At 52.2% G+C, this 11,257-nt stretch carries 11 protein-coding genes; 5 read left to right on the forward strand and 6 right to left on the reverse strand.

What is annotated here, in order from left to right:
- Positions 1-15: 15 nt before the first annotated feature.
- From ureC to J7439_RS21560, 4 genes are read right to left on the reverse strand one after another with little or no spacing between them, the layout of a single operon-like run.
- Complete coding sequence (gene ureC / locus J7439_RS21545; protein WP_209204053.1) at positions 16-1,734, reverse strand: urease subunit alpha; 1,719 nt, start codon at positions 1,732-1,734, stop codon at positions 16-18.
- The gene (locus tag J7439_RS21550) at positions 1,731-2,063 is read right to left on the reverse strand and encodes an urease subunit beta (protein ID WP_209204054.1); all 333 of its coding nucleotides are present in this window, start codon (positions 2,061-2,063) and stop codon (positions 1,731-1,733) included. The genes ureC and J7439_RS21550 overlap by 4 nt, the downstream gene beginning before the upstream one ends.
- Before the next feature lie 9 nt (positions 2,064-2,072).
- Entirely contained in the window at positions 2,073-2,375 is a 303-nt protein-coding gene (locus J7439_RS21555) for an urease subunit gamma (RefSeq protein ID WP_209204055.1), read from the reverse strand.
- Positions 2,376-2,405: 30 nt separating this feature from the next.
- Positions 2,406-3,296, reverse strand: coding sequence for an urease accessory protein UreD (locus J7439_RS21560; RefSeq protein ID WP_209204056.1), 891 nt, complete (start codon positions 3,294-3,296; stop codon positions 2,406-2,408).
- A 367-nt stretch (positions 3,297-3,663) separates the two neighbouring features.
- Between J7439_RS21560 and urtA the strand changes: the two genes are divergently transcribed.
- The 5 genes from urtA to urtE all read left to right on the forward strand — a co-directional run bounded on the left by urtA (position 3,664) and on the right by urtE (position 9,311).
- Positions 3,664-4,971: an urea ABC transporter substrate-binding protein gene (urtA, locus tag J7439_RS21565; RefSeq protein ID WP_209204065.1), complete on the forward strand. Its 1,308-nt coding sequence runs from the start codon at positions 3,664-3,666 to the stop codon at positions 4,969-4,971.
- Between the two features lie 66 nt (positions 4,972-5,037).
- Positions 5,038-6,684, forward strand: a complete 1,647-nt coding sequence (urtB, locus tag J7439_RS21570; RefSeq protein ID WP_209204057.1) for an urea ABC transporter permease subunit UrtB — start codon at positions 5,038-5,040, stop codon at positions 6,682-6,684.
- An 84-nt stretch (positions 6,685-6,768) separates the two neighbouring features.
- Positions 6,769-7,851, forward strand: coding sequence for an urea ABC transporter permease subunit UrtC (urtC, locus tag J7439_RS21575; RefSeq protein WP_502950438.1), 1,083 nt, complete (start codon positions 6,769-6,771; stop codon positions 7,849-7,851).
- Positions 7,844-8,602, forward strand: a complete 759-nt coding sequence (urtD, locus tag J7439_RS21580) for an urea ABC transporter ATP-binding protein UrtD (RefSeq protein ID WP_209204059.1) — start codon at positions 7,844-7,846, stop codon at positions 8,600-8,602. Before urtC ends, urtD begins: the two co-directional genes overlap by 8 nt.
- 13 nt (positions 8,603-8,615) lie before the next feature.
- A complete protein-coding gene (urtE, locus tag J7439_RS21585; protein WP_209204060.1) occupies positions 8,616-9,311 on the forward strand; it encodes an urea ABC transporter ATP-binding subunit UrtE in 696 nt (231 codons plus the stop codon).
- A gap of 53 nt (positions 9,312-9,364) precedes the next feature.
- On the opposite strand, the gene J7439_RS21590 is transcribed toward urtE, so the two are convergent.
- Together J7439_RS21590 and J7439_RS21595 are read right to left on the reverse strand one after the other, a co-directional pair.
- Positions 9,365-9,619, reverse strand: coding sequence for a hypothetical protein (locus J7439_RS21590; protein ID WP_209204061.1), 255 nt, complete (start codon positions 9,617-9,619; stop codon positions 9,365-9,367).
- 284 nt (positions 9,620-9,903) lie between these two features.
- On the reverse strand, positions 9,904-10,854 hold the full coding sequence (locus tag J7439_RS21595; protein WP_209204062.1) for an integron integrase: 951 nt from the start codon (positions 10,852-10,854) through the stop codon (positions 9,904-9,906).
- Positions 10,855-11,257 lie beyond the last annotated feature (403 nt).

Below are 11,257 nucleotides of genomic sequence, written 5' to 3' on the forward strand. Positions count from 1 at the left end.
AAACGGTCCTCGGTTTCAGAATAAGAAATAACGCTGGGCCAGCGGCACCACGTCTGCCGGTTCACACACCAGCAGCTCGCCATTGGCCCTCACTTCATAGGTTTCCGGGTCAACTTCCATATGGGGTTGCCAGGTGTTGAGCACCATATCCGCCTTGCGGATTGTCCGGGTATTTTTGACGGCAGATAAGGTTTTCTTCAGGCCCAGTTTTTCACCAATACCAGCGTCCAGTGCCGCCTGGGAAACAAACGACAATGATGTGTCGGCAACGGCTTGTCCCATAGAACCAAACATGGGGCGGTAATGAACCGGCTGAGGTGTCGGGATGGAGGCATTCGGGTCGCCCATCGGTGCCGTTGCGATAGCACCCCCCTTAATCACCAGTGACGGTTTAACGCCGAAAAACGCCGGTTTCCAGAGCACCAGGTCAGCCAGCTTACCCGGCTCAATGGAGCCGACCTCATGGGCAATACCATGGGTAATGGCGGGGTTGATGGTATATTTGGCGATATAGCGACGAGCCCGGAAGTTATCCACCCCGGCATCGGTATCTTCTGGCAACAGTCCCCGTTGTACTTTCATTTTATGGGCAGTCTGCCAGGTTCTGCTGACCACTTCACCAACGCGCCCCATGGCCTGTGAGTCTGAGGCGATCATACTGAAAGCGCCCAGGTCATGGAGAATATCTTCTGCCGCAATGGTTTCCCGGCGGATACGGGAGTCGGCAAAGGCCACATCTTCAGGAATATTGGGGTCCAGGTGATGGCAGACCATCAACATGTCCAAATGCTCATCCACCGTATTGACGGTGTAGGGGCGTGTCGGATTAGTCGACGATGGTAGTACATAACTTTCGCCACAGGCTTTAATAATATCCGGTGCATGGCCACCACCGGCCCCTTCCGTATGGTAGGTATGGATCACCCGACCTTTAAAGGCGGCCAGTGTGTCTTCCACAAAACCGGATTCGTTCAGGGTGTCGGTATGGATAGCCACCTGGATGTCGTATTTCTCAGCCACCGTCAGACAGCAGTCAATAGAAGCCGGTGTGGTTCCCCAGTCCTCATGGAGTTTCATGCCCATGGCACCGGCCAGTACCTGCTCTTCCAGGGCTTCCGGCAGGCTGCCATTGCCTTTGCCCAGAAAGCCAATGTTCATGGGCAGACTGTCCACGGCCTTGAGCATGGTGCTGATATGCCAGGTGCCGGGCGTACAGGTGGTGGCATTGGTGCCGGTGGCAGGCCCCGTGCCACCACCGAGCATGGTGGTGACACCGGAGGTCAGGGCTTCCTCAATCTGCTGGGGGCAGATAAAGTGAATATGGGCATCGACACCACCGGCGGTAATGATCTGGCCTTCTCCCGCAATCACCTCGGTGCCCGGGCCGATAATAATGTCCACACCTTCCTGAACATCCGGGTTACCCGCCTTGCCAATTTTTTCGATACGACCCTGTTTGATACCGATATCGGCCTTGACGATACCCCAGTGGTCGAGAATCAGGGCGTTGGTGATAACGGTATCCACAACCTCAGCGCCGGGCCGCTGGCTTTGCCCCATACCGTCCCGGATCACCTTGCCACCACCAAACTTCACTTCATCCCCATAGACGGTGTAATCCTTTTCGGGGCTAATAAACAGTTCGGTATCCCCCAGACGAACTTTGTCGCCTACAGTGGGGCCAAACATATCCACATAAGTTTGCCGGTCCATCTGCGTACGTTTGATGGTCATTGTGCTTCTCCCGGCTGCTTTTCTTCCAGTGTGCCCATGACTTCGCCACGGAATCCGTAAATGGTCTGTTTGCCAGCATAGCGAACCAGTTCGACCTGTCGGTCCTGGCCGGGTTCAAAACGGACAGCCGTCCCTGCCGGGATATTCAGCCGAAACCCGAGGGTCTGTTCACGGTCAAAAGCAAGGGCGGGATTGGTTTCATAAAAGTGGTAGTGGGAACCCACCTGGATAGGACGGTCACCGGTATTGGCCACCGAGAGGGTTACGGTCTCCCTGCCGACGTTAATCTCAATGGGTTCGGCAGAGGCAATCACTTCTCCTGGTATCATGATCAATCCTCAGGCTATGGGGTTATGGACGGTGACCAGCTTGGTACCATCGGGGAAGGTGGCTTCCACCTGAACCTCGTGGATCATTTCCGGAATACCGTCCATCACCTGCTCACGGGTGATCACTTCACGGCCTTCATTCATTAACTGGGCCACTGTTTTACCGTCACGGGCACCCTCCATGATATGCATGGAGATCAGCGCGATGGCTTCCGGATAGTTCAGTTTGACCCCGCGCCCTAAACGACGCTCGGCAACCAGTGCTGCGGTATAGAGAAGCAGCTTGTCTTTTTCCCGGGGGGTAAGTTCCATAGTGAGATCCTGCTCTAATTATTCGTTAATTTAGGTATTCCAGATGCGTGGCCGACACCCTTTTCGGCCATTGAATCGTTCTCTCTCAGCTTCCCAAATCCAGGTAAAAATGGTTCTGGCCTGCTCTGATGAATCGCCCAGGTAGCGCACAATAAACACACCGGCTCGCCAGGTGATCGCGGTTACCCGGTGCCAGCCTTTATCGACCAGCTGGCTGTGCAGGCCGGGTAAGTCTGGCGGGCTTTCCAGGGTGATCAGGAAGGTGCCAAAGACCGTGTGATTATCGAGCCCCAGAAGGGAAGTAGGAAGTGCAGACCCGGCAGTAAAATCGAGCCTGTCAAGGTAGAGCGGTTTGCTGTCCCTGGTCAGGGTGAGATGTTGGGTGAGTTGCCCCCGGGTAAACTGCTCACCGCTGGCGGTTCGCCCCAGGCAGATAATATCCCAGCCTGCATAGAGCGCATCGCCAGTCAGTTCAATGCGGGTATCAAGCTCGGTAATGGCACCATTAAACAGGATGGTTTCCTGAGGCAGCCACTCCATAGAGGCTGAATCGCTGACCGTGATATGCGTTGTCTGTCTCTGTAGTTGACCATTGCCGTTGAAATAGACTTTACCGGCGGCCGGGGTTGTGACCAGCCCATGAGCACCTTTTCTGATGGCAAAGCGCTGTACCAGTTCGTCTCCCGCCACCAGGCCACCGGGAGGATGCAGAATATAAAGATGGGTCAGGTCTTTGCCTTCCGGCCAGAAAGGACGTTGAATGCGCAGCGGCCCATAATGGCGGGTTCTTCCCATCAGGGTGCGGCCATTCAGGTGTTTCAGTTCTACGTCAATCCCGGCACGCCAACCCGATGAAGATACCCGGGCGCAGCCAGGCCTGCTGCTTTGGTTGCTCTGTGTTTCACCCGATGATGTTTGCATACTACAGCCTTGTGCTTCTTATCCGGGATCATTTATTGGTGATCTTTTTGTGATCAATGGCAAAACCTGTGCCAGACCAAGTATTTTACTGAATACGTCACTTGTCGCCGACATAATACCTGACCATATAGTCATTATGGAATGCCTTGATTTGGTGCGGTATCAGTTAATGTGCCTGCAAGGTGTGCCAAAATATGGCGTGACCCCGTTGTTTCCGGCAAATGCCTGCGAGTCTGGAAAATTCAGGGCGGAGGCTCTCTTTCCCGGGAGGCTTTCCCATTGTGCAAGCACCGAAACTGACCATGGCACACCTCTTGCTATCCCCTGTTCAGGAAACGAACAGCGAACAATAGATAGCGGGGAAGCTATGAACAACCGGTTAAGCAAACTATCCAGAAATTTTTTAACTGCATCGGTGGCTACCGCCGCACTGTCATTGTCAGTGATGGCTCAGGCTGCAGACACCATTAAGGTTGGGGTGCTTCACTCCCTTTCCGGCACCATGGCCATCAGTGAAACCACGCTGAAAGATACCGTTCTGATGATGGTGGAAGAGCAGAATAAAAATGGCGGAGTGCTTGGCAAGAAGCTGGAGGCAGTGGTCGTTGATCCGGCCTCGGACTGGCCGCTGTTTGCCGAGAAAGCCAGGGAGCTGCTGGTTAAAGAAGACGTCGATGTTATTTTTGGCGGCTGGACTTCCGTATCCCGCAAATCGGTACTGCCGGTGGTGGAAGAACTGAATGGCCTGATGTTCTACCCGGTTCAGTATGAAGGGGAAGAGTCCTCGAAAAATGTGTTTTATACCGGCGCGGCACCCAATCAGCAGGCCATTCCGGCGGTGGATTACCTGATGAGCGATGAGGGTGGCGCGGTAACCCGTTTTGTTCTGGCCGGTACCGACTACGTGTATCCAAGAACCACCAATAAGATTCTGGAATCCTATCTGAAAAGCAAAGGCATCAAAGATGCTGACATCATGATCAATTATACGCCGTTCGGTCACTCAGACTGGCAGACCATTGTTTCTGATATCAAGAAGTTTGGTAATACCGGTAAAAAGACCGCAGTGATTTCCACCATCAATGGCGATGCCAATGTCCCATTCTACAAGGAACTGGGTAACCAGGGGGTCTCTGCTGAAGAGATTCCGGTAATTGCCTTCTCGGTGGGTGAAGAAGAACTTTCCGGCATTGATACCGGGCCACTGGTAGGCCACCTGGCGGCATGGAACTATTTTATGAGTGCTGAAAGTGACACCAATGATGAATTTATTGAAACATGGCAGTCTTTTATCAAGGATGAAGAGCGTGTTGCCAATGACCCGATGGAAGCCACTTACATCGGCTTCAACATGTGGGTTGAGGCGGTTGAGAAGGCCGGTACCACCGACGTTGATTCAGTGCGTTCTGCGATGTATGGCATTACCGTTCCTAACCTGACCGGTGGCACAGCGGTGATGAATACCAACCACCACCTGACCAAGCCGGTATTGATTGGTGAGATTCAGGATGATGGTCAGTTTGAGATTGTCTGGGAGACCAAAGGTGGTGTGATGGGTGATGCCTGGACTGACTTCTTGCCTGAAAGCTCCAAAATTGTTGCTGACTGGTCGGCACCGGTGAAATGCGGTAACTATAACCTGGAAACCGGCGTCTGCTCCGGCCAGAACTACTGATTTATAAAGATGACAACAATCGTGCCCTCCTCCCGCCAGGGAGGAATGTGCATATAAGGATGTATTATGAATCAGAACCTCCGGCGGGTTGTTCACAATCTGCCAGCCCGCTTTCTCCTGCTCCTGCTGCTGATTTTATCGCGGCCGGTGTTGGCGGTGTCGCCCGAAGACCTTAAACCATTATTAAGTAAAAGCTCCTGGGGACAACTGGAAGCTGTGATTACGTCCCTGGCGGAAGAAGGCAGCGATTCCTGCCAACAGATTCTGGAACATTGGCTCAATGGCAAACTGTTTGTTGAGAAGCAGCATAAGCGACTGGTGTTCGCCGAAAAAACGCCGGATAAACAGTATCGAATTTTTGATCCTTTCTTTACCGAAGGGGAGTCAAAAGACACAGTTTCAGAGCTTGGCACGGTGAAGAAAAGAGCGCTGAAAAAAGTAAGAATTAATAATCAACTCCGCTCGATCATTAAAACGGCACTGGCAACCTGGGACTTGAAAGACAGTGACCCGAAAACTCGCATAAACGCTATATACGCTTCTCTGAAAACGCTGGATAGCAAAACGCTGAGTACCCTCAGAAATATGAGGGCCAGCGAAGAGAATCAGGCAGTTATCAATGCCCTGGATATGGCTCTGGCCCTGAATCTCTTTCAGCAGGGTTCGATCAGTGAACAAATAGAGGCGGTTGAGGTACTCACCGGTTCTGATAACCCCTTTATTCGTTCCGTACTGGCGGACACATTAACCACCACTGAAAATACTGCGCTGGCACAAACCATCACAACGGCGCTGGCCGAAATAGACCAGCGACAGCAGTACTATACCGTGGCTGAAAATATCTTCTTTGGCCTGAGTCTTGGCTCCGTGCTGTTGCTGTCGGCTATCGGGCTGGCGATTACTTTCGGGGTGATGGGCGTGATTAATATGGCCCATGGGGAGATGATGATGCTCGGTGCTTATACGACGTTCGTCATTCAGTCTGTATTTCCGGAACTTATTGATCAGTCGCTGTTTATCGCGATTCCCCTGGCCTTTCTGGTTGCCGGTGCTGCCGGTGTCCTTATTGAGCGGCTGGTTATCCGCCATCTCTATGGTCGGCCACTGGAGACTCTGCTGGCGACCTTTGGTATCAGCCTGATTCTTCAGCAGGCCGTTAGAACCATTTTTTCACCATTGAATCAGGAAGTGGCCACACCGGGCTGGATGAGTGGCTCGTGGGTAATTAATGAGGCACTGTCGCTCACCTGGAACCGTTTATACATTGTTGGCTTCAGTCTTCTGGTCTTTATGGTTCTGCTGCTGGTGATGCGTTACACCCGCTTTGGGCTGAATATTCGCGCAGTGACCCAGAACCGCGCCATGGCCAGTTCCATGGGTATTCCTACCGGCAGGGTGGATGCCCTGACCTTTGGCCTGGGCTCTGGTATTGCCGGTGTGGCGGGCGTCGCCCTGTCGCAGTTGACCAACGTGGGGCCAAACCTCGGTCAGAATTACATTATCGATTCCTTTATGGTGGTGGTGTTTGGTGGTGTAGGAAACCTGTGGGGCACACTGGTGGCCGCCATGGGGCTGGGCGTGGTGAATAAGTTTCTGGAGCCCTGGGTCGGGGCAGTGGTTGCCAAAATTCTGGTATTGGTATTCATCATTCTGTTTATCCAGAAGCGACCCCGGGGGCTGTTTGCGCTCAAGGGGCGGGCAGTTGAGGGTTAAGGCATGACGAAAGGATTCCAACAGGGTTTTCTGACCCGGCTGTTGCTTGAAGATCGCGCTGGCAAACTTCTTCTGTCGTCAGTGATGGCAATCACGGTTGTGGTGGTGTTGCTCAATACATTGATGCCGGAAGGCTCTCCCCTGCACGTCAGCAACTATACCGTTACTCTGCTGGGTAAGTATCTCTGTTATGGGTTGCTGGCCCTGGCACTGGATCTGGTCTGGGGATACTGCGGGATTCTCAGCCTGGGCCATGGGGCATTTTTTGCCCTGGGCGGTTATGCCATGGGCATGTACCTGATGCGTCAGATTGGTGACCGTGGTGTTTATGGCAACCCGGAGCTGCCGGACTTTATGGTGTTTCTGAACTGGCAGGAGCTGCCCTGGTACTGGTATGGGTTTGACTCTTTCGCTGTTGCCCTGGTGATGGTAGCCCTGGTGCCCGGTCTGCTGGCGTTCCTTTTTGGCTGGCTGGCCTTCCGTTCCCGGGTGACCGGTGTTTATCTTTCCATCATTACTCAGGCACTGACGTATGCCCTGATGCTATTGTTCTTCCAGAATGACTTTGGCTTTGGCGGTAATAATGGCCTCACTGACTTTAAGGACCTGTTGGGTTTCAGCCTGCAAAGTGACCGTACCCGTGTGGTCCTGCTTATGGCCTCTGCGCTGGCACTGGTGCTGGGTTATCTGGTGTGTCGCTGGCTGGTGAGCAGCCGTTATGGCCGGGTGCTGATGGCGGTGCGGGATGCCGAGAGCCGCGTACGTTTTATGGGCTACCGGGTTGAACATTACAAACTGGTGGCCTTTACCCTGTCAGCGGTGCTCGCCGGTATTGCCGGTGCGCTTTATGTTCCCCAGGTCGGCATTATTAATCCGGGGGAGTTTTCGCCCATCAACTCTATTGAGCTGGTGGTCTGGGTAGCCGTCGGCGGTCGTGGAACACTCTATGGTGCAGTGATTGGTGCCGTGGTTGTGAACTACGGGAAAACCTGGTTTACCGGCGTTATGCCCGATGCCTGGCTGTTTGCCCTGGGTGCCCTGTTCGTTATTACCACACTTTGGCTGCCTAAAGGTCTGGTAGGGCTTTATCAACAGATAGTGGGGGTTATCAATGAGCACAGGGATCAGCGGAACAACCGGAAAACGGAGTTAGTGGATCATGGTTGATAAACATATACCCAATAACACCTTGCTCTATCTCAACAATGTCACGGTCAGTTTCGATGGCTTCCGGGCATTGAATGAACTCTCCTTTATGGTGCGGGAAAAAGAGCTGAGTGCGATTATCGGCCCTAATGGTGCGGGTAAGAGCACCATGATGGATGTGGTGACCGGTAAAACCCGGCCTGACTCCGGTGAGGTGTTTTTTCGCGGCAACGTGGACCTGACCCGATACGATGAAACCGACGTCGCCAATATGGGGATTGGCCGGAAGTTTCAGAAGCCCTCCGTGATTGAAAGCCTGACGGTTTGGGAAAACCTGGAGCTGGCCCTGACCGGACGTCGAACGCCTTTTACTGCCATGTTCGGTGCGCTCAGCGTAAAAGGTGCCAGAAGGATCGATGAAGTGATGGCACTGATCCGGTTGTCAGACCGGAAAGAGTGGTCAGGGGCCTCATTATCCCATGGTCAGAAACAGTGGCTGGAGATTGGCATGCTGCTGTTGCAGGAAGCGGAGTTATTGCTGGTGGATGAACCGGCGGCGGGAATGACCGACGAAGAGACCTTCAGAACGGCGGATCTGTTAAGAGATCTGGCCAGAGAGCGCAGTGTGGTGGTGGTTGAACATGATATGGCATTTATCCGGGCGCTGGAGTGCCCGGTGGTGGTACTGCATGAAGGCAGTGTGCTGGCGTCCGGTTCATTGGACCATGTTCAGCAGAATCAAAAAGTCATCGACGTTTACCTGGGTAGATAGGAGGAACAATGGGATGCTGGAAGTACAGGGCATTGATGTGTTTTACGGTGCCAGTCAGGCCCTGAAGTCGGTCACCATTGCCGCGCGCAAGGGACAGGTGACCAGCGTTATGGGGCGCAATGGTGTTGGCAAAACCACCCTGATGAATGCTGTCGCTGGTCGGGTAACACACGCCTCTGGCAGGATCCTGTGGCAGGGCAGGGATATTGCCAGCAACCCTGCTCACACAAGGGCACGGAACGGTATCGCCTATGTTCCCCAGGGGCGGCAGATTTTTCCTTTACTGACGGTGCAGGAAAACCTGGAAACTGGTTTTGCCTGTCTGCCCCGGGCAAAGCGGCGGATTGATCCGGAAATCTTTGATCTCTTTCCCGTGTTGCAACAGATGCGCCATCGTCGGGGAGGTGATTTGTCCGGCGGTCAGCAACAGCAGCTGGCCATTGCCCGGGCACTGGTAACCCGGCCAGAGCTGTTGATTCTGGATGAGCCAACGGAGGGCATTCAACCGTCTATTATCAAGGATATTCAGTCGGTTATTGGTCTGCTCCGTGACCGGGGTGAGATGGCCATTCTGCTGGTTGAGCAGTTCTTTGAGTTTGCCCGTGACCTGGCGGATGCCTTTGCGGTGTTGGACCGGGGCGAGGTTGCCCTGGCAGGAACCGGCGATGCCATGGATGAAGCCGCCGTTCGTCGTTTAATGACCGTCTGATAACTGGTCATTGTATTCGGTGTCACCGCTGGTGCCCTGTTTTTCCGCTCCTTTTAGGAACTGTCATTTAATAACTTCGCCATTTCAGTAAGCGTTGCCCGCTTCCCGCCACCCGAAAAGGCAGGCCGCTTGTGCTTTTGCGGCCAGCAGCCAGCAGCCAGCAGCCAGAAGCCAGAAGCCAGAAGCCAGAAGCCAGAAGCCAGAAGCCAGCAGGCGGTGAGCTTAAAGGTGGAACTCGTACTGCTGGTTTCACCCCAGCTCTGACCTCTGCTTTCCCCGATATAGGCGCATCGCGAAATACCGGTCATTAACAATATTGTCGTTTCAGGAGAACCCTGATGACCTTCAGGTGGAAATTATTGGACGACTGGGGTTAGATGATGTTGGGAGTATTAAAAAGAATACCTCGGGAACCAGTTCGATGGTACTATTTTAGACCTATACAGATATACATAAACCGTCGTTTAATAAAAAACTGCCTTAATACTCAAGGAAATGGAATAGAGGGGCGGTAGCGTGAGTGCGGTTCAGGAAGCTGTTTTATCATTTTTTGATTTAAGCTTTCGGGTGTTGATCTGGCCCTCATTTTTTATCAGCGATCAACAGGGCTTAAAACCGCTTTACCACCCCGATTGAGTACATGGGTGTAAATCATTGTTGTATTGACATTGGCATGACCCAGCAACTCTTGAACGGTTCTGATATCGTATCCGCTCTCCAGCAGATGTGTCGCAAAACTATGCCGAAAAGTGTGGCAGCTGGCATTTTTGTTAACGCCTGCCTGCCTGACAGCGTGTTTTACGGCGGACTGAATCCCCCTCTCATTGATGTGATGGCGGCCTACGTTGCCGGTTCTTGGATCTTTACTCAACTGAGTACTGGCAAAAATATACTGCCATGCCAGTTCTTTTCCAGCGTTGGGGTATTTTCTAGCCAAGGCATGGGGGAGATGAACAAAGCAGGCACCGTCTTCAAGCGCTTTTTGGTGAAGCAGCCTGGATGATTCGATCTGAGTTCGTAATGCTTCAACAGACGCTTTGGGCAACAGAGTCATTCTGTCTTTACCACCCTTGCCATGACGAACGGTAATTTCCATACGCCCAAAATCAACATCCTGAACTCTGAGACGCAGAGCTTCCTTCAGTCGAAGACCGGCACCATACATTAATTGGGCGACTAATAATGGTGTGCCTTTGAGATAAGACAAGACAGAGTTGGCTTCAGCAACCGACAACACAACAGGAAGTTTTTTTGGTCGTTTTGCTTTTAGCCAGTCATTGATCGTTAAACTGTCGCGCCCGAGCACTTGCTTGTACAAAAAGACCAGGGCACTCAATGCCTGCTGCTGAGTACTGACAGCAACGTGTTTTTTCATTACCAGATGAGTGAGAAAATCACGGACATCATCACCAGTCAGTAAATCGGGGTGGCGCATTTTATGAAATTTGATAAAGCGTTTAATCCAATCCCAGTAGCTGCGCTCGGTAGACAGAGAGTAACCGGCAGAGCGAATGGCAATTTGAAAGCGTTCTTGTAATCTCATATAAGTTTTGCCTGATACTGTATTTTTATACAGTAAAAGTTAGTTCGTATATGTAGAAAATCAACTGAATGGTTAATTTGTTGTTTTAAATGAAAATAAAGCAATTTGTCATCACACGGGTTGCTTGACCGAAAAATATACAAATCACAAAATGCGAATCAGAAGATATAGCCTTTAAAATGCAGAACGCCGTGCAAGCCACGCTTCATGGGGGTATCGGCTGGTACGTATAGCGAATCTACAGTATGTTATGCGAAACTGATTCGTGTAAACGACTGTTGAACGCGCCCGGCCCCGCCGGGGGAAGCTGACATGTAGTTTTTGGTCTACCTTGAGGTTTTCATTTTAACTCGTTGTTGATTTAGATGAAGACCTCTGTTCAAGGGATATTTGCTGAGAACTT

The organism is Salinisphaera sp. G21_0 (assembly GCF_017744115.1).
Classification (GTDB): Bacteria; Pseudomonadota; Gammaproteobacteria; order Pseudomonadales; family Endozoicomonadaceae; genus Endozoicomonas.

Excerpts from the sequence above, each read along its gene's own strand:
- ureC (WP_209204053.1), bottom strand. The coding sequence starts at position 1,734 with ATGACCATCAAACGTACGCAGATGGACCGGCAAACTTATGTGGATATG.
- J7439_RS21550 (WP_209204054.1), bottom strand. The coding sequence starts at position 2,063 with ATGATACCAGGAGAAGTGATTGCCTCTGCCGAACCCATTGAGATTAAC.
- J7439_RS21555 (WP_209204055.1), bottom strand. The coding sequence starts at position 2,375 with ATGGAACTTACCCCCCGGGAAAAAGACAAGCTGCTTCTCTATACCGCA.
- J7439_RS21560 (WP_209204056.1), bottom strand. The coding sequence starts at position 3,296 with ATGCAAACATCATCGGGTGAAACACAGAGCAACCAAAGCAGCAGGCCT.
- urtA (WP_209204065.1), top strand. The coding sequence starts at position 3,664 with ATGAACAACCGGTTAAGCAAACTATCCAGAAATTTTTTAACTGCATCG.
- urtB (WP_209204057.1), top strand. The coding sequence starts at position 5,038 with ATGAATCAGAACCTCCGGCGGGTTGTTCACAATCTGCCAGCCCGCTTT.
- urtC (WP_502950438.1), top strand. The coding sequence starts at position 6,769 with ATGGCAATCACGGTTGTGGTGGTGTTGCTCAATACATTGATGCCGGAA.
- urtD (WP_209204059.1), top strand. The coding sequence starts at position 7,844 with ATGGTTGATAAACATATACCCAATAACACCTTGCTCTATCTCAACAAT.
- urtE (WP_209204060.1), top strand. The coding sequence starts at position 8,616 with ATGCTGGAAGTACAGGGCATTGATGTGTTTTACGGTGCCAGTCAGGCC.
- J7439_RS21590 (WP_209204061.1), bottom strand. The coding sequence starts at position 9,619 with ATGACCGGTATTTCGCGATGCGCCTATATCGGGGAAAGCAGAGGTCAG.
- J7439_RS21595 (WP_209204062.1), bottom strand. The coding sequence starts at position 10,854 with ATGAGATTACAAGAACGCTTTCAAATTGCCATTCGCTCTGCCGGTTAC.